The organism is Burkholderia sp. BCC1998, from assembly GCF_905339875.1.
Lineage (GTDB): Bacteria > Pseudomonadota > Gammaproteobacteria > Burkholderiales > Burkholderiaceae > Burkholderia.
In genome coordinates this window covers 35,186-52,270 of sequence record NZ_CAJPHE010000026.1, presented here as the reverse complement: position 1 = coordinate 52,270, position 17,085 = coordinate 35,186, and the positions used below count along the sequence as shown (strand labels likewise).

The window sequence follows — 17,085 nt, the reverse complement described above, 5'->3', positions numbered from 1 at the left end:
TTGATACGACCGCGCTGCAAGAGCGGGGCGGTCAGCGCCGTCTCCAACAGGTTTCCAATCAGCGATTAATTCGGCCTTCGTGACAAGTTTAATTGTGTATTCAGGAACCCACATTGCAGAGGAATTAGAAATGCAGGACAAGATTATCATAACGTGTGCGCTGACGGGGGCCGGTCCATTGTCGGCGAACCCCAATCAGCCGGTTACGCCGATGCAGATCGCGGATTCAGGCCTCGCCGCTGCGGATGCCGGTGCCGCGATCCTTCATATTCATGTGCGGGATCCAAAAACCGGATCTTTTTCAGGTGAATTGGATTTGTATGAAGAGGTCGTCGAGCGCATCCGCGCGAAGAATAAAGATGTCATTCTAAATTTGACCACCGGACTCGGTGCAGGCTTCATGCCGGCGGACCCGATGAAGCCGGATTCTGCCGGTCCCGAGTCGCACATCTGGGCGGCGGAGAAGCGGGTCGAGCATGTCGTCAAGCTGAAGCCCGAAATCTGCACACTTGACCTCGTTACCGCACAGGTCTTTGGAGGTGTCGTGATCAGCTTGGAGCCAGTCCTCACTAGAATGGCTGACCTCATTCGTGCAGCAGGCGTCACGCCAGAAATCGAACTTTTCGACAGTGGCGATGCTGTGCTCGCGAAGCATCTCATAGCCAAAGGCGTGCTTGATGGTCCAGGGATTTATTCCTTTGTAATGGGACTGAATTTCACCATGCCAGCTACTCCCGAGACGATGATCTATATCAAATCCTTGCTTCCAGACGGCGCAATCTGGCAGGGGTTCGGGATAGGCCGCAATCAGTTTCCGATGGCACTGCAATCATGTCTGCTGGGTGGACAAGTGCGGGTCGGCATGGAAGATAACGTGTTCATCTCGAAAGGCGCGTTCGCAACTAGCAATGCCGAGCTTGTGACGAAAGCGCGGCACATGGTCGAGGCGATCGGGCCGTCCATCGCGACACCCGCCGAGGCGCGTGCTCTGCTCGGGCTCGCCGGGCGCTAGACCATCTGGGAGATCATCGTCGGCTCCTGTACCGAGATTGATTCTCATTATCGATAAGCGGTCATTTGGTTCATGCAGTTTGGAGTGCTAAATTGTCGGAGGCGACGTAAATGAGTTCGAATGTGGTAGGGCAAGTTAAGGAGCTCGAGGAAAGCCGTTGGGCTGCAATGATGACGGCCGATATTGATCGCCTCGACGCGCTGCTGAACGATCGAGTTACCTGGATACATTCATCGGGGCAATGCGAAGGAAAAAAGGAGTTTCTCGAGCGAATGGCTGCAGGTCGGGTGACTTATCTGTCGATCGAGCGAACTGGTGAGTGTCGCGCTCATGGAGATCAAACGGTTGTCATTACTGGTTTGGTTCAGATGCGAGTCCTAGCAGAAGGGCAGGAACATGAATTGAAGAATCGCTATACCAACATTTGGGTGAGGGAGCGGCAGGTATGGCAAATGGTAGGGTGGCAATCGACGGCGGTCGTCAATGTGTGATCCGGGATGGTTTGTTGGCACACCATTAGTAAATTGGATTTCATCAATAGAGTAATGGATGTACATTACTGATGCGTTCGAGATGACCTAACTTTGTCGCTTTTCCATACGCGCCAAGATGGAAATCGGATTGGATTTCGGGCGGATGTCTGTGCGTCATTCGAAGAAGAAAGTTAATTAATGTGCGAACTTGGTTTAACAGAAAATTCAATTGTAATCGAATTGGATCATCGAAAAGTGATGGCGCGCTTGAAGAGGGTGCGTGCTGAAGCTGGTGCGAACGATCAATTTTCCAATTTATCCGGTAAAAGGGTGCGATATGGATGGCGGTTTGTTCGGCAGGAGTCGCTTTTTTATGGATGTCCATATCTTATATCTGTCACGGATGAGCGGTTGGTGAGTTCACAACGTAAGCTCAGCTGCTCAGATCTGCATTAATCAAATATTGGAGATGATATGCTGCAAAGACATAACGAAAATCCTCGTCGCGAGCGAGCAGACGATGACGAACTGGTATTGCGCAATGACCTCGTGTCGCGAGCAAGGGAACTGTTTCCGCTTCTCCGCAAGAACGCGGAGCGTACCGATGCGGATCGCCGCGTCGTCGAGGAGAACGTAGAGGCACTGAAAGACGCGGGGCTTTTCCGGATGATGGTGCCGAGGCGTTACGGCGGTTACGAGGCGAACTTCAGAACCAATCTCGAAGTCACGTCGACAATTGCTGAAGGGTGCGGCTCGACTGCGTGGGTGCTTAATCTGACTTCGATCAATGCTTGGGCCATTTCACTGATGTCGCGGCGTGCTCAGGACGACGTTTTCGGTGCGAATCCGGACTCCCGCGCTGCCGGCGTGCTGACTCCTTCCGGTTCGGGCAGACGTGTTGACGGCGGCGTTCGCGTAACAGGGAAATGGTATTTTGCTTCGGGGTCACTGCATGCCAATTGGGGCTTGGTTGGTTTCACGGAAGTGGACCAGGACAACCGGCCGCTTGGGCAATATATGGCTCTCGTCCGCGCGGAAGAGATGACGCTCGAAGACACGTGGTTCACGGTGGGTATGCGCGGCAGCGGTAGCAATTGTTTCATCGCAAATGACGTATACGTGCCCGCGCATCGGATCTTGTCCGTTGCGGACGCGCTCGCTGGAGACTACCCGACACCCTTCAAAGACGAGTACGTCTACCGGGCGGCTTTTGTTCCCGTCGCGACGATTGTTCTGGCTGGTCCGCAACTGGGTCTTGCACGCGCTGCGCTGCGCCACGTTATGGAGACTGCGGGGAAGCGGCCTATTGCTTACACCGATTACATGAAGCAGTCCGACTCGACCGCGTTTCAACTGCAGGTCGCGGAAGCCGCAACGAAAATTGACGCGGCCCACCTCATGGCCTGGCGCTGCACGGATACGATCGACGCAGCAGCAAAGGAGGGGGATAAACTGGATTTGCTTACACGAGCACGATGCCGCGCCGACACCGGCTATGCGATTCAGCAAGTGACCGAGGCGTTGCAAATTCTCGTCAGTGCTCACGGAGCCGGAACCTTTGCTCAGTCGAATCCGCTGCAGCGCATTTGGCGCGATTCGAACACAGGTGCGCGGCACGCGATTGCTATGCCGATTGTGAACTTGGAGATCTACGGGAAGGCGCTGTTGGGGGTCGAGCCCAACATTACGCCGCTCGTCTGAACCGCGAACGATAACGATGCGTTGCGCCGGCGCATTGCAAGAAGGCGACGGGGGCCCGCAGCATAGCAGATTTGCGAGAGAATAATCGATTATTCGTGGTAGAATCGTAAATTTGCAGCGGGCCGCTGCGTTTTCTAACCAAGTTCAGAGGATGCGCGCGCCATTGGCTGCGAAGGCATCTACGGAGCACAAAAATGGATCTCGAAACTTCCGGCGCGGCGGGCAAGAGCCTGACGACAACGGCGTTCGAGCTAATCAGGGCGGACGTCCTGATGGGCAAGCTGCTGCCCTCCGAGCGCCTACGCGTTCAGGTTCTGAGCGAGCGGTACGGCATTGGGGCGACGGCAATTCGCGAAGCACTCTCTCGCCTTGTGACCGAGGGCCTCGTTGATGTCGAGGATCAGCGGGGATTTTGCGTAACACCGGTATCTCGCGAAGCACTTCTGGACCTTACAGAAACTAGGATTGGTGTAGAACGCCTTGCGCTTTCTCGGTCGATCTTGCATGGCGATGTCGAATGGGAGACGAACATGGTGAGTGCCTATCATCGTTTGTCGCGGACACCTGTGCCGACCGATCCGGCCAAGCACCAAGCGTGGGCAACAGTACACCGGCAATTTCACGAAGCGCTTATCGGGGGATGTGCATCGCCATGGCTGCAGCGCTTGTGCCGATTGCTCTATGACCAAGCGGAGCGGTACCGCAATCTTGCGGAACTCGAAATGCGTACGGCGCCGGATTTGCGCGACACGTTCGCGGAACACAAGGCGCTACTCGATGCGGCGTTGGAGCGCGATATCGAGAAGTTGAGTGCATTGATTGGTGTACATTTTCGGACTACGACGGAAATCATTCTGAAGGCAGGATTCGACCGGTCGTCGACGTGAAGGCTGGCCCGCCGGTGGGCCGAGCGAGATGGTCCGATTGCAGACGGGGCGCTAGCCCGTTGCCCCGACATGGGACCTCGCGCGACTGAGTGCGCTTTTTCGCCGGATGCTGCTTCGGCGGAAGCGAAGATCTTGGTCGCCGGTTCCGAGATATGGCAATGATGCGTTAGTCGTTCCGGCAGCGCATCGTCATCTGTGCGTCGCCGAACGTGCTCGACAATTCATCAAAGTCCAGACTGGTCGTATTCGCTACGCTCTCGTGCTCATACAGGCGGCTGAGCAGTTGGAACAGCGGCGCTCCACCCACCCTGCGGACAATACCCAAGTTGGTCTAGGATGGCCGGGGTGAGACGCAGCAGGTTCGCCGAGATCGGTGCGGTTCGGCCTTGCGTTTTCTCTCCGTTCGAATGCGTTGACGAGTCGGCATTGTCAGCGGTGAGCAACCGCCCGAGCAGTTCTCCTAGGCCGCCGCTATGCCGTTCGGTCGTACCTGTTTTAAGTTCTGCGGTCAGATCACGAATGACCGGCCTCCCGTACCTTGAAGCTGTTGGCAATCCCGTCTGTCCTGCGCAAACCCGGCGCGGTACCGCTATTGCAACGGTTGCGCCGCGCGAGGCAGGCGGAGACCGGATCATGGCAAGGTTCTCGCACTTGTCCCGAAGGGCGGCCTGGATGTCGTTCTGGCCGCGGGCGAACTAGCGTTGGAGTAGGCACAGCTCTCAAGGTGGATGATCGTGGGGGACGTGCTTTCGCGAACGCGCAGCGTGCCAATGCCACCGAGGATCGATCCGAGGTTGCCTCAGGCGACGCCATCGCATGCCAATACGTGCGCTCTGCAGTAAACGTCTGGCGAATCCATCCCGCGGCTAGGCTGGTGCCGGCTTCCCGTTCTGAGTTTGCCGAGCCGCGATGCTGGATGCAATGAACTGGAATCCGTCACACCTTTCCAATCATTGCCATCGAGACATCCCTGAAAACTCCAACCAAGAACCGGCGGGTTAGGCTGATGACTCAGCTCAGTATTCGGTCGACGTAAACACTCCTTGATCCCCACGCGGGCTTCCGCTTCCGTCCGAAGACCGACGATTTTTCTCGTCCGTAAGGCACATTCAGAATGTTCGTCGTGCTCTTCGAGGACGACCTTTATTGGTTCCCGCTGGCCCTGTTCGTCGTGAGGGCAAGTCAGGAAGCGTTGGGTACAGCTTGCGATCCGACTGACGCGAGGGCAGACGTCGTACGGGGCAGACCGGAGGAGGAAGATGAATCTATATTTGCATTGATTATCGATAAAAACGCGGATATTCTATGGTCATGCCCGGGGAGAGAGATTGCCCCGTCGAATGAGGATGGCGCTCTAACGCGCTGCGGACTGGGCAGCGAGTGGATCATCACACCGTTGGTATCGTCTCGAGCAGTGTTGGCGAAGCGAGGTTTGATCGTAGTGCCGGGCGCGTACCGATTTCCAATAACGAACTGCAGCAGTGGGCGCCGCCGCGGACACCGGAATACTTTGAGTGACGAGCCCCCGACATCATCCCTTCACTGATATATCAAATCACAATGAAACTCGCTCGATTTAGCATCGACGGCCGCACCGTGATCGGCGCGATCAAGGCCGACAAGGTCTACGAAATGAACATGCTTCTCGGCGACGATGCCCCGACGTCGATTCGCGAGATTCTGGCCGCAGGTTCGTCCATGCGGTCCAAAATCGAGAAGTCGCTTGCAGTGGCAACCGAGGGGTACAGCATCGACCGAATTCAATTCGATGCACCGATTCCCGACCCCCAGAAATACCTGGCTATCGGCATGAACTATCAGGACCATGCGGAGGAGGCGCGCGCTGCCGGCATCCCGATACCGAAAACGCAGCTCTGGTTCAATAAGCAAGTCACTTGCATCACGGGACCCTATGCCGATGTCCAAAGGCCGCGTGTGTCTGACAAGCTTGACTACGAGGCCGAACTCGGAGTGGTCATCGGCAGGCGGTGCCGCTACGTGAGCGAGGCGGATGCGCGCAGCGTCGTCGGCGGCTACTTTGTTGCGAATGACGTGACGGCACGTGATTGGCAAGCGGCCAGTCCCACGTTCACATTGGGAAAATCGTTTGATACCCATGGTCCCATCGGCCCTTGGATTACGACGGATGATGAAGTCGGCGATCCTCATGCCCTTGAAATGCGCCTGTTTGTGAATGGAGAGCTTCGCCAGCGGCAGGTTACGGGAAACATGATCTACAACATTTGGCAACAGATTCATCATCTTTCGCAAGTCATGACTCTCGAACCGGGCGACCTGATCGCAACGGGAACCTGTGCAGGCGTGGGTATTGCATTGAATAGGTTTCTTCAACCAGGGGATGTCGTTCGTGTCGAGATTGACGGTCTCGGCCACATCGAGAACCGGGTCGTGGAAGAGTCAGCGGTATAGTTCGATCGACTACGGAAAAAAGATAATCAGGAGACGAAAATGGAGTTTGATGCCGATGTGGCCATCGTTGGCTATGGGCCGGTCGGCCAGGCGATGGCGATCGGGTTGGCGGAGTTGGGGCATAGTGTGCTCGTGCTCGAACGCTGGCCGTCGCTGTATCCGTTGCCACGGGCGATCGTATACGACCATGAGATCGCACGCATTTTCCAATCGCTGGATGTGGCCGATGCGCTGGCGCCACACACGGCGCTGAGTTCGAGCTACGAATGGCGGAACGCGCAAGGCGAACCTCTGAAGGTTTTCAATGGGCTTGATAAGCTCGGTATTTCAGGCTGGCCGCAGCGGTTAGGGTTTAGCCAACCGTATCTTGAGCGGACGCTGGATAAGAGAGCCCGTTCCTTTGGCGACCAGATTTCGATTCTGCAGGGTTGGCAGGTCACCGCACTGGAGCAGGTTGAGGATGGCGTCGTGCTCGAGGCCACGGAAACGAAAGACCCGACAAGTCCGCCGAAACGGTACCTTCTGAAGTACATCGTCGGTTGCGATGGGGCTGGCAGCTTCGTGCGCCGCGCGATGGGCAGTGAGTACGAGGATCTCGGCTTCTCATCAGACTGGCTCGTTGTCGATGTGTTGCCTGTTGACCCAGAGCGGTGGACGAATGAGCTCATTCAGATCTGTGATCCTGCTCGACCAACGACAAACGTTTCTGGCGGACCTGGCCGGCGCCGCTTCGAGTTCATGCTTCTGGAAGGGGAATCCAAGGATGACATGAACAGTGAAAGTACAGCCTGGAAGCTTCTCGCCCCTTATGGCTGGACACCCCAGAGTGCGGTGCTGGAGCGCCACGCGGTTTATACGTTCCGCGGTTGTGTTGCAACGCAGTGGCGCAACGATCGGATAATGATCGCGGGCGACGCCGCCCACCTCACGCCACCGTTTGCCGGGCAAGGGTTATGTGCGGGGATCCGCGACGTGGCTTCCTTGACGTGGCGCCTTGACTTACTGCTCAAGGAGCGCGTTCATTCAGACATTCTCGATGCGTACGGGACCGAGCGAAGCTACCACGTACGTCAGTTCATTGAGTTTGCGATCGAACTAGGCAAAGTTATTTGTGTGCTAGACCCGGTCACGGCTGCTAAACGTGACGCCTGGCTGCTGGGCGAAGGAGCTCACGACGAAGACCGCTTTCCTAATCCGAGGCTTCCTCCTTCTGATTGCCTGAGATACGGTGATCCACTGGCGGGACAGCTTTCGCTTCAGGCCCGTGTGCGGGTTGGCGAACAAGTTGGCCGCTTCGATGACTTGGTGGGCGGCGGATTTGTTCTTCTTTCACTGAATTCCCATTCAATGAAAGAGCTCAGCCCAAGTCAACGGGCGTTTATGCTCTTTGCGGGTGTCCAATCGGTTTCGATGGAGCAGGGTGGCCCCGTCGAAGATGTGGATGGAAGCTATCGCGAATGGTTTTCGACGCTCGGTTGTGAGGCCGTTCTCATCCGCCCAGACTTTTATATTTTCGGTGGAGGTGCGCCTGCCGAGCTTGTGAATGAATTTGCGAGCGCCGGATACTGGATTCGACCGCATGTGCTGGATTCAGACAGTAAGTGAGATCATTCGCAGTATTGTTTGGGTCCTCCAGAAATTCACAGTTAGCGAGTCGGGATATCGTATTTCGAGTGTCATTTTGAGCTTACATCTCGCTGAATAACGAGCAATGGTTGTTACGTAATGCAAACCTTTGAGCGTTGAATTGAAGCTGTCGATACATCAGCTGGCACTCGCTCCGCATTGAAGAAAAGGACGATTAGTATGGAAAGCTTAAATCTGCAAGGTATCGAAGGACTGAGAGAATCGCCCGTGACAGCGATGCTCGGGGGCGTGATCAGATGTATCGACGACAGCTACAGCCGGCTCGAATGCGACTATATTGGTACGGAGGAGTTCAGGAATCCCGCGGGGAATTTGCAGGGCGGTATGCTCAGTGCGATGCTGGACGATCTCACGGCGTGGCTGGTTACTGTCGGGATCGACAAGTCCGCGCGTTGTGCAACGCTAAGTCTGACTACCTCGTTCATTCGCCCTGCAATCCCTGGCCAACTTCAAGGACGTGCGACGATGATTCGTCGGGGACGAATAGTCTGTCATGTAGAAGGTGAGCTTTGGCAAGAAGGGACGTTGATTGCGACCGCAAGAGCAGTGTGTGCGATCGTTCGGTCATAAAGAGGGGCGTAGAGGCTTCGCTTCTGACAATAACATTCCGATCCGATGCGGCCGGTCCGACACACTATAGTCAGGCAATTTAAATGAGTAACTACCAAACGAAGGTGGCTAATGTCTTCCCGTTCTGAAATTGGTAGGAACTCTGGCCGAAAGTGGTATCGAAGTAGGGGAAATCGTAGGAAATTCCATGGCGCTTTGTTGTATTTAATAAGGTATCGATAATTAATTGAAGCGGCGAATCATTTTACCCAGATGTGACAGTCAAAGGAGGGGGCGATGTCAAAGGTAGAGAGCTGGCGCACTCGGGCCGTACTGATCGTATGTCATGTCGCGGGAATGATCGACATGGTAGCGCTACCTGTATGGGTGGGGAATTTCGTGGAGCGCTACGGGTTTAACTCTCAGCAGGCGGGCGGACTCGTTACGCTATTCTTAATAGGTGTGGTTCTGGCCAGCATAGTGGTTGCCCCCCGTTTTGGTTTCCTCTCGCGTCGATGGTTACCCGCGCTTGGGTACGGAATTTCTGCCACTTCTTTTCTCTGTGCGTCCCTGGTTAGGGAGTTTGGTCCCTTGGCTGCGCTACATGTGATGAGTGGACTAGGCGTTGGAAGCGGGTTGTCGTTTACTCATGGAACGATGGGTCGCAGTCAAAATCCCCATCGAATTTTTGCCTATGGTCAGGCTGTACTCGGCCTATTTGCCATTGGCTTCCTGGGTGTCGTTCCCCGGGTGCTATCGGCGTCTGGTGGCTCAGCACTATTTATTGTATTCGCCGGGGTTATGACATTGGCTGCGACATGTGCAGCTGCAGGATTTCCGTCGCACAATCGAACATCTGTGATCCAAGCAAGCATGCGTCCGGCTGAAATCCACGTTCCGCGTGCAACGTGGCTCGCGGTAGCGGGAGTTCTGTTGCTCACTCTTAATCAGGCCATGATGTTCAGTTTTTTGGAGCGCATCGGTATTGACAGACACTTCGGTCCCGAGAGAGTGAATTCGGTTCTGCTCGCTACAGGAATTGTTGGCTTGTTCCCGGCGTTGATTGCTGCGGTCCTTCAGCGACGGCTGAATGCCCGTACCGTGGCACTAACTGCTCCTTGGGCGCAGGCAGTGCTCGCCCTTACCGTGACGAATGCAGCGAGTTTCTTTCCCTATGCCTTGGCCGGAAGTATTTATCCGTTTGTGACGCTTTTTGCGCATACATTTCTGTTCGGTCTGATTGCTCGGATTGATAAAAGCGGTCGTGCGGTTGCGTCGACACCGGCGATGGTAATGAGTGGGTCTGCGGTCGGTCCATTCTTTGCTGGCACATTGGCTCTCGTATCAGGATATGGAGCAATAGGAATCGGCGTCGTGCTGGTTGCAGTCGTGTCCACGTTCTTTGTCTGGCGCATTCCCCACGCTTATAGCGAGGCTGAACATACGCTGATGGGAATTGCGCATTAATAGTGAGCTCAGGCGGCGGCTGTTCTCCGGCCAGCTGAATGTGGGTCGGTGCGTAACGCGAAAGCACCTAGATCCACATATCGAGCGATTTGAGATCGCACTGGTGGACGCGGTGGCGCGCATCTTTATCTAGTCAGCACACCGGACCCTAGCGTTTCCCGCGGCGCAACGGCCTCCCATGAGCCGTTGCTATCCCATCCGCGCGCTGATTAGGTCATCCCCCTTGTTGCCGATGTTCCTCGCCTTCAATTGAAGTACAAGGCACCAACTCGATCGTACCGAATCAACTGACATTCACCTTGTCTCCCGAAATGGCGTCCAACCCATGGAACTTAGTTGCTCGGGGATGAAAAAGTCTGGGGGGCCACCTTAACCATCTGCTTCCGCTGCAGACGCTATGTAAGCGTGGGGCCGATACCGTCTTGACGGCGTGAGTTACCGGTTTCCCCAACGATTGGATGCCATGCGCAGCAGCGTGGCATTGGCCGCACGCATATCGAACCGATCGGCATCGAAGCCGGGGCCAACCCAGTTTCGGTAATGTTCTGCCTCTTCGCTATTCGGATCGTTAGATAGCGTGTTCAGGAACGCGTCGTAGCCAGGCGGGCCGCCCACATCTTCTGGCGGGCACGCGCGAGCACCATCGATGACCTGGGCCGCGCCCCACGGTTCGCTTTCAACGATTTCCACTTTCTCAACGACGATGGCGTGATCCCACCCGTCCCCGAAGTCGTACCGGTAGAGGAAGCGTGAGTCAGGTTTCAGGACCTTCTGCAGTCGAACCTTGCGGTCATCGGCGGTCGTGCCCGGATCGGCGAAGTCCAGCACGTCATCGACCTCGAACATGGCGTAGGTCATGCCGTCGATCAGGAAGTCGTGCAGGTGGGAGTCTTCCCAGCCGAAGGCCGCCTGCAGGATATGGTGCAGCTTGCGCAGTGACTCGGTTCCTTCGACCTCGAGCCGGCGCCAGATGGGCGGCTCGATGTGTTGAAGCTGCACGTGCAGGGTAAAGCGCTGGAACGATTTCGCCATCTGATCTCCGGGGAACGGGAAGCCAGCGGCATTATCGCCTTACGATGCCGGGGTGGTTATTTTCCAGGGCAGCAGGCCTTCGACCTGGTTGATCGGATGGTCTGCAATGCGCGCAAGCACGACGCGCAGATACGCCTCGGGATCGATGCCGTTGAGCTTGGCCGTCCCGATCAGGCTGTAGATCGCGGCAGCACGCTCCCCACCTGAGTCCGCGCCGGCGAACAGGTAGTTTCGGCGCCCGATAGCCACTCCGCGCAACGCGGCGCTCGACCGGCAGGTTATCGATTTCGAGATGCCCGTCGTCGCAGTAGCGCGTGAGCGCTTCCCACCGGTTCAACGCGTAGAGGATCGCCCGACTCGTGTCGGATTTGCGCGAGAGCGTCTCCAGTGTGGCGCTCAGCCACGCATGGAGTTGATCGAGCAAGGGCCTGGCGCGAGTTTGTCGGTGCGCTCGCCGCTCATCGGGCGGTTTGCCACGGATCTGCTCTTCGACCTTGTAGAGCGCGCCGATACGTTCCAGCGCCTCGGTGTTCAATGCATTTGGGCGAGCCGCATGCAATTCGTAGAACTGCCGCCGTGCATGGGCCCAGCATGCTGCTTCGGCAACGCGTCCCGTTTCGTAAATCGCTTGGTAGCCGCCGTAGGCGTCGGCCTGCAACGTGCCATTGAACGATTCGAAATGCTGCTGCGGATGGATGCCCTTGCGGTCCGGCGTATAGGCAAACCAGACGGCCGGCGGAGTGGCGTCGCTGGACGCCCGATCGTCACGCACATATACCCACAGGCGTCCGGTTTTGGTCTTGCCGTTCCCTGGCGCAAGCACCGGCACTGGCGTATCGTCGGCATGGAGCTTCGTCGCCGCCATGACGTGGCGACGCAGTGCGTCGACGAGCGGTTGCAGCAGCGCCGCAGTGTGACCAACCCACTTCGCCAGCAGCGAGCGATCCAGCTCGACACCTTCCCGCGCATAGATCACCGACTGCCGGTAGAGCGGCAGGTGATCCGCGAACTTCGCGACCAGTACGTGAGCCAGCAGTCCCGGGCCAGCCATGCCTCGCTCGATGGGACGGCTCGGCGCAGCAGCCTGGGCGATGTGATCGCAGCATGAACATGCCAGCTTCGGCCGCACATGGCGGATGACCCGGAAGCTCGCCGGCACATACTCGAGTTGTTCGGCGACGTCCTCGCCAAGCTGCTTCATCGGCGCACCGCACGCCGTGCAGGTTTCACGTGATTCGGGCCAATGGATCTGGATCTCGCGCGGCAGGTGATCCGGCAACGGCTTGCGTTGTACCTGTTCCGGTGCCGTGCGTGGCGTCCTGGGAATCTCGATGGGGGCAGCGCCTTCGTCGGCCTCGAGTTCTTCCAGACGCAGCTCGAGCTGCTCGATCTGGCGGTCCAGTTTCTCCGAGCGGCGGCCGAACTGCATGCGGCGCAGCTTTGCGATCAGCAGCTTGAGATGCTCGATCTCCGCCTTGTCGGTTGCCGTCGCCGCCTTGTGCGATTCGACCACGTCTTCCAGATGCCCGATGCGGGCATCGCGCTCGAGCAGTAGAGCCTTGAGCGCTTCGATGTCGTCCGGGTACGCGTTCGCCGTCGTCATGCCCGCAGTCTACGCGCCGGTGGGCGGGTTTACAACGCTGAGGTCGGCGCCGCCGTGCGCACCGGCTGCCGCCAGTCGATGCCTTCCAGCAACATGGACAACTGCGCCTGGCTCAAGCTGACGACGCCCCCATCCGCACGCGGCCAGACAAAGCGGCCGCGTTCAAGCCGTTTCATCAGCAGACACATGCCGTCACCGCTCCACCACAGCACCTTGACCAGATCGCCGCGTCGGCCGCGGAACACAAACACGTGTCCGCTGAACAGGTCCCGCTCGAGCACGGTCTGCACCTTCGCGGCCAGGCTATTGAAGCCGGAACGCATATCGGTCACACCAGCAGCCAGCCACACCCGCGTCCCAGCGGGAAGGCCCAGCATCACGAACCCACCTCCAGCAAGCTTGTCAGCACAAGCCGCAGGACATCAGACTCCGGCTTGCCTTCGAAACACACGCGCACGCCACGACATTCGATGACCAGCCCGGATGATCTGACCGGTTCCGGTATCGGCGGTGATGCCATCTGAACAGGCAGGAATAATTCAACTGGCGCGGATGCGGACGTCGCCTCTTGCTCCTGATCCCGACGCCACTTCGACACGAGATTCGCGTTCAACCCATGCGCGCGTGCAACTTCCGCCAGTGAACGGGTCGGGTCTCGTGTTTCCGCCACGACCTGCGTGCGAAACTCATTCGTGTAATTCTTGGAGCCTCGTCGGCGGCCCTGCGCCTTGATTTCCATTTTTTCTGGTTCCCACTACATTCTGGTGGGAACCAGATTGCCGCCTATGAACCTTCATGAACAGACGGTGCTGGGGAAGCGCTTACGACGCTATCAAGGATAGGCCTTGTGCATTGATGAAGCCGCAAGTGACTACTACATCTATGGAAGTGTATGCGAAGGGCGGATGGCGGGGATTGGCCGTTTGCCAAGGATGGATTCAAGCGCTCCGAGTAACATCTGAGCGGCCTTCATGCCATCTGATAGAAATGATCGCTCGCGCCAAGCCACATATCCATCAGGGCGAACGAGAAGAGCTCCTCCTTCGTCAATTTCGCGCAGCCGCTGCCATGCGCAATAGACGTCCTGATAATCGCGCTCGCCAATGACCACCACGCGCAGAAATGGGATGCGCAGTTCGGTAGCTGCGTGAATCCATGCGGCGCCTGAGAGACCGGTTACGAGAGTGAACTTTCCCTTGCCTACGACATCGAGTGTCGAAACGCGGTGACCGCGGGAATCGATGAGCCATGCGTGCGGGAGTTTAGCGCCCGGGCGAGTACTAGTTTGCAAGTAGAGTTCAGGATCACGTGTCCACTTCTCAGGAGGCAGATCGCTATCAACAAGCACAGCCGACGAGGCATAACGCTGATTCATTTCGACACCTTGTGCATTAAACTCGCGATTCTTTAACTCAAGTGCATCAACTGCCAATATACGTGCACGTACGCCCTCAGGTCCGCGATCACGGAACCGTTCGATCCCTGCGGCAATTGGATTCTCGGCGCCGACCACCGAAAACACTTCCTTGATGAGCGAGTAATCACGTCGCGACTGATTGGCGCGTAATACGATCTGTTTGCCTACCGGAGCCCGTTCGTCGGAATAGGTTTGAAGTAACTTTTGCGACGCGTGCCCGTTGACGACGTATGCAAGTTTCCAAGCGAGGTTGAATGCATCCTGTACACACGTGTTGGATCCTAAGCCGCTCGAAGGCGGATGGCGGTGCGTCGCGTCTCCGCCGCAAAGGACGCGGCCGGTCGAGTATGTTACGGCGTATGCCTGATTTACGTACCAGACTGATTTTCGCAAAACGTCAATCTTCAGATCGGGGTCGCCGACGAGGATACGGATCTTCGAGATAACGGTTTCTTCAGTGAGATCGGGGTCGCCCTGCGAAATGTCAAAGCCCCACCCAGCGATCCATTGCGTCCAGGGTTTGACCGCACGCAAGAGGCCCAAGCCGATTTCTCCAAAGCTTGCATTGGGGCTCACAATCCAGTGAAGAATACTGGGCCGATGCTCGACGTATCGGCTGAGATCAGCGTTGAAGAGGGTGTACACGGTGCCTGCGCGACCCATTTCGCCTTCGATTTTGAGACCGAGTTGGTCGACAATAGTGGAGCGTGCTCCGTCTGCACCAACGAGGTATTGGCACCGGACACAGTACTCGCGTCCACTGTGGCGGTCACGAAGTCGAACCGTCACTCCAGTGCCATCCTGCGCATGTGACAAATATTCCGTATTGGTCGTGAATGACGCGCCCCGTGCGGCTGCGTTGCTTACGAGAATGGGCTCCATGGTTGGTTGCACGATGTCCGCCAAGGGGCAAGGGCTGCCCGCAACATAGTCGCCGTGTCGCTCTTCACCGGTTCCCCATGCGCGAATGCGAATGAGTTCCTCCCCGGCAAGGCTGGTCGCGAAGAGGCTGTCGCCCATCTGGTCCCACGGTGTCGCGTTGCGAAGCACTTCCTGTTCGATACCCAGATCCCGATAGACTTCCATTGTGCGCTGATTAGTAATGTGAGCGCGGGGAGTGTCCGCAAGCCAGTTTGATCTGGATACCATCAGAACTTTTACACCATATGTGGCGAGTGCCAACGCGGTGGTTGCACCCATCGGACCCGCACCAACAATAACTACATCTGTCTCGAAATCGGTCTTGTTACCCATATGCACGTCAAGAACTCTGGTAGAGGTTGGTGGATTCGCACGCTGATCGGCAAAGGTCTCATAGTCATTAACGCATGGTTTGAGAAGGGATAAGGCAGCTCCTTCTCCGTAGCAATGCCATGGGCAAATGATTGTTGTACCTAGGTGCGTAACTAGCGGTGCGGAGATGCCGGATTGCCGTTTGGCAGCGACCGTCATTCATGTATGCTAGCGAGAACGACGTTATGTATGTAATGCTGGATCGTCATAGCGGTAAGCCGAATTTTGCATAACGAGTCAAATGCGTCGAGGCTACTAAGTCGGCGGGTTGAGATGTAACGTATGAGGACGATCCGGCAGCCGGATGGCAACGGTCAGACGATTGTCTTCGTTCAGGAGGGAAGGCCGGTGGATTCATCTTTAATCGAGTACTTTTTGCGCGTGGCGGAGCTTGGAAGCATCAACAAGGCTGCCGCAGACCTTCGACTCTCACAGCCTGCACTCTCAAGACATATCGTCTCGCTCGAGCATCAGATGCGCGCGCGGCTGTTTGCGCGCACTCGAGGTGGAGTCAAATTGACAGAAGCTGGCACGCTGCTGCTGGAACGTTCCCGTCCGATTCTGCGGCAACTTGCCAAGCTCGTCGAAGACGTCGGCGATTGCGCCGCAGGGCAATTGTCCATAGGAGTCGCGCCTTCATGGCAGCACATGTTTACAGCGACATATGTCTCAACGCTCCTGGAGAAATTTCCGGGCGTATCTTTGCGAGTACATGAAGGCGCAAGTCATGAACTGCGCGAGGTCATGCACGCCGGCATGCTCGATCTTGCAATCGTTCCATTCGAAGGGACACCGCCTCATGGATATGTCCATACGCCTCTTGTTCGCGAGCCGCTCGTTTTAGTCACGAAAAAGGGAGGAAAACTAACGCCGGATCATCCCGTTTCACTTTCGCGCCTAGAAGATTTGAAACTGGCACTCCCAGGACGGCCGAACGTTATTCGCAGTCAGATCGAAAACGCTCTGGAACGCCGAGGGTTGGAATTCAAGCCTCTCTTTGAGATCGACGCAATGAGCCTCTCGATAGATCTAGCTCGCCAAGGTATCTGTGACACGGTTACCCCTTGCTGTGCGGTGAACGGCCATGCTTACTGGAGGGATGCTATCGAATGGAGTCCTATTCGAGGCATGTACATAACTTGGGCGCTTTGCGAGAATGTGGCGAGATCGCATTCTTCCGCGGTCCGGGAAGGACAGAAGCTTGTCCACCACATTATGGATTCGATATTGTCGCAGGGGACGTGGGTTGGAGCGGAGCGACTACGGAAATCAGGACCAGCCGCTTCGAGGTCGCGCGACATGACATAGAGTCAGTGTCAACTCTTCGTATCCGCAGACGGAGCATGAGCACACTTGGTCCAGCATTTCGAGTGCCCGCAGGACCGTCGCAATCGTTGTCAAGTCGTGTTGCGGAATATTGCCACGACGGTCTCCGCGCCAGCAGCGTTTTGCTGAAGCGTCTGTGGACTTCCGTCTCGATGTACATATCGGCGAGATGCGCAGTGCCGATTTTCGAACACTTCCAATCGCGTGTGCGTCTCGAGATGCCGTGGGTGCCGTGGTCGCGCACCGAC

The 17,085-nt window shown here is 56.7% G+C and carries 15 protein-coding genes and 1 pseudogene; 9 read left to right on the top strand and 7 right to left on the bottom strand.

The window, feature by feature from the left end; translation table 11 throughout:
* Positions 1–130 precede the first annotated feature (130 nt).
* Positions 131–1,012 (top strand): 3-keto-5-aminohexanoate cleavage protein, encoded by an 882-nt coding sequence (locus U5A56_RS31775; protein WP_062883958.1) that lies wholly within the window; start codon positions 131–133, stop codon positions 1,010–1,012.
* Positions 1,013–1,122: 110 nt separating this feature from the next.
* Positions 1,123–1,503 carry a nuclear transport factor 2 family protein gene (locus tag U5A56_RS31770; RefSeq protein WP_080465456.1) on the top strand — a complete coding sequence of 127 codons (381 nt, stop codon included), beginning with the start codon at positions 1,123–1,125 and terminating at the stop codon, positions 1,501–1,503.
* Positions 1,504–1,546: 43 nt separating this feature from the next.
* Here the strand turns inward: U5A56_RS31770 and U5A56_RS31765 are convergent, their stop codons facing one another.
* Positions 1,547–1,870 carry a hypothetical protein gene (locus U5A56_RS31765; RefSeq protein WP_321926435.1) on the bottom strand — a complete coding sequence of 108 codons (324 nt, stop codon included), beginning with the start codon at positions 1,868–1,870 and terminating at the stop codon, positions 1,547–1,549.
* Between the two features lie 89 nt (positions 1,871–1,959).
* On the opposite strand from U5A56_RS31765, the gene U5A56_RS31760 reads away from it, so the two are divergent.
* Together U5A56_RS31760 and U5A56_RS31755 are read left to right on the top strand one after the other, a co-directional pair.
* Entirely contained in the window at positions 1,960–3,186 is a 1,227-nt protein-coding gene (locus U5A56_RS31760; RefSeq protein ID WP_321926433.1) for an acyl-CoA dehydrogenase family protein, read from the top strand.
* Positions 3,187–3,380: 194 nt separating this feature from the next.
* Positions 3,381–4,073, top strand: coding sequence for a GntR family transcriptional regulator (locus tag U5A56_RS31755; protein WP_062883959.1), 693 nt, complete (start codon positions 3,381–3,383; stop codon positions 4,071–4,073).
* Positions 4,074–4,239: 166 nt separating this feature from the next.
* Here U5A56_RS31755 and U5A56_RS31750 read toward each other — a convergent pair whose 3' ends face one another.
* The gene (locus U5A56_RS31750; protein WP_409364209.1) at positions 4,240–4,380 is read right to left on the bottom strand and encodes an ATP-binding protein; all 141 of its coding nucleotides are present in this window, start codon (positions 4,378–4,380) and stop codon (positions 4,240–4,242) included.
* Positions 4,381–5,633: 1,253 nt separating this feature from the next.
* Between U5A56_RS31750 and U5A56_RS31745 the strand changes: the two genes are divergently transcribed.
* From U5A56_RS31745 to U5A56_RS31730, 4 genes are all read left to right on the top strand, one after another.
* The gene (locus U5A56_RS31745; RefSeq protein ID WP_062883960.1) at positions 5,634–6,503 is read left to right on the top strand and encodes a fumarylacetoacetate hydrolase family protein; all 870 of its coding nucleotides are present in this window, start codon (positions 5,634–5,636) and stop codon (positions 6,501–6,503) included.
* A 39-nt stretch (positions 6,504–6,542) separates the two neighbouring features.
* The gene (locus tag U5A56_RS31740) at positions 6,543–8,108 is read left to right on the top strand and encodes a bifunctional 3-(3-hydroxy-phenyl)propionate/3-hydroxycinnamic acid hydroxylase (protein WP_062883961.1); all 1,566 of its coding nucleotides are present in this window, start codon (positions 6,543–6,545) and stop codon (positions 8,106–8,108) included.
* A 201-nt stretch (positions 8,109–8,309) separates the two neighbouring features.
* Positions 8,310–8,720 (top strand): PaaI family thioesterase, encoded by a 411-nt coding sequence (locus U5A56_RS31735; protein WP_321926430.1) that lies wholly within the window; start codon positions 8,310–8,312, stop codon positions 8,718–8,720.
* 276 nt (positions 8,721–8,996) lie between these two features.
* The gene (locus U5A56_RS31730) at positions 8,997–10,166 is read left to right on the top strand and encodes an MFS transporter (RefSeq protein ID WP_321926428.1); all 1,170 of its coding nucleotides are present in this window, start codon (positions 8,997–8,999) and stop codon (positions 10,164–10,166) included.
* 435 nt (positions 10,167–10,601) lie between these two features.
* Here the strand turns inward: U5A56_RS31730 and U5A56_RS31725 are convergent, their stop codons facing one another.
* From U5A56_RS31725 to U5A56_RS31705, 5 genes and pseudogenes are all read right to left on the bottom strand, one after another.
* Complete coding sequence (locus U5A56_RS31725; protein WP_321926426.1) at positions 10,602–11,198, bottom strand: plasmid pRiA4b ORF-3 family protein; 597 nt, start codon at positions 11,196–11,198, stop codon at positions 10,602–10,604.
* A 39-nt stretch (positions 11,199–11,237) separates the two neighbouring features.
* A pseudogene (tnpC, locus tag U5A56_RS31720) lies at positions 11,238–12,801 on the bottom strand (IS66 family transposase).
* A gap of 29 nt (positions 12,802–12,830) precedes the next feature.
* Positions 12,831–13,178, bottom strand: a complete 348-nt coding sequence (tnpB, locus tag U5A56_RS31715) for an IS66 family insertion sequence element accessory protein TnpB (protein WP_321926492.1) — start codon at positions 13,176–13,178, stop codon at positions 12,831–12,833.
* Positions 13,178–13,540 carry an IS66-like element accessory protein TnpA gene (tnpA, locus tag U5A56_RS31710; RefSeq protein ID WP_080410267.1) on the bottom strand — a complete coding sequence of 121 codons (363 nt, stop codon included), beginning with the start codon at positions 13,538–13,540 and terminating at the stop codon, positions 13,178–13,180. The genes tnpB and tnpA overlap by 1 nt, the downstream gene beginning before the upstream one ends.
* Before the next feature lie 141 nt (positions 13,541–13,681).
* The gene (locus U5A56_RS31705) at positions 13,682–15,472 is read right to left on the bottom strand and encodes an FAD-dependent oxidoreductase (protein ID WP_080465459.1); all 1,791 of its coding nucleotides are present in this window, start codon (positions 15,470–15,472) and stop codon (positions 13,682–13,684) included.
* A 321-nt stretch (positions 15,473–15,793) separates the two neighbouring features.
* Between U5A56_RS31705 and U5A56_RS31700 the strand changes: the two genes are divergently transcribed.
* Entirely contained in the window at positions 15,794–16,819 is a 1,026-nt protein-coding gene (locus tag U5A56_RS31700; protein WP_230391218.1) for a LysR substrate-binding domain-containing protein, read from the top strand.
* Positions 16,820–17,085: the final 266 nt, after the last annotated feature.

What these genes read in the sequence shown, in the direction of transcription:
- U5A56_RS31775 (WP_062883958.1), top strand. Translation starts at nt 131, where the DNA reads ATGCAGGACAAGATTATCATAACGTGTGCGCTGACGGGGGCCGGTCCA.
- U5A56_RS31760 (WP_321926433.1), top strand. Translation starts at nt 1,960, where the DNA reads ATGCTGCAAAGACATAACGAAAATCCTCGTCGCGAGCGAGCAGACGAT.
- U5A56_RS31700 (WP_230391218.1), top strand. Translation starts at nt 15,794, where the DNA reads ATGAGGACGATCCGGCAGCCGGATGGCAACGGTCAGACGATTGTCTTC.
- U5A56_RS31740 (WP_062883961.1), top strand. Translation starts at nt 6,543, where the DNA reads ATGGAGTTTGATGCCGATGTGGCCATCGTTGGCTATGGGCCGGTCGGC.
- U5A56_RS31745 (WP_062883960.1), top strand. Translation starts at nt 5,634, where the DNA reads ATGAAACTCGCTCGATTTAGCATCGACGGCCGCACCGTGATCGGCGCG.
- tnpA (WP_080410267.1), bottom strand. Translation starts at nt 13,540, where the DNA reads ATGGAAATCAAGGCGCAGGGCCGCCGACGAGGCTCCAAGAATTACACG.
- U5A56_RS31705 (WP_080465459.1), bottom strand. Translation starts at nt 15,472, where the DNA reads ATGGGTAACAAGACCGATTTCGAGACAGATGTAGTTATTGTTGGTGCG.
- U5A56_RS31765 (WP_321926435.1), bottom strand. Translation starts at nt 1,870, where the DNA reads ATGGACATCCATAAAAAAGCGACTCCTGCCGAACAAACCGCCATCCAT.
- U5A56_RS31755 (WP_062883959.1), top strand. Translation starts at nt 3,381, where the DNA reads ATGGATCTCGAAACTTCCGGCGCGGCGGGCAAGAGCCTGACGACAACG.
- tnpB (WP_321926492.1), bottom strand. Translation starts at nt 13,178, where the DNA reads ATGCTGGGCCTTCCCGCTGGGACGCGGGTGTGGCTGGCTGCTGGTGTG.
- U5A56_RS31770 (WP_080465456.1), top strand. Translation starts at nt 1,123, where the DNA reads ATGAGTTCGAATGTGGTAGGGCAAGTTAAGGAGCTCGAGGAAAGCCGT.
- U5A56_RS31730 (WP_321926428.1), top strand. Translation starts at nt 8,997, where the DNA reads ATGTCAAAGGTAGAGAGCTGGCGCACTCGGGCCGTACTGATCGTATGT.
- U5A56_RS31735 (WP_321926430.1), top strand. Translation starts at nt 8,310, where the DNA reads ATGGAAAGCTTAAATCTGCAAGGTATCGAAGGACTGAGAGAATCGCCC.
- U5A56_RS31725 (WP_321926426.1), bottom strand. Translation starts at nt 11,198, where the DNA reads ATGGCGAAATCGTTCCAGCGCTTTACCCTGCACGTGCAGCTTCAACAC.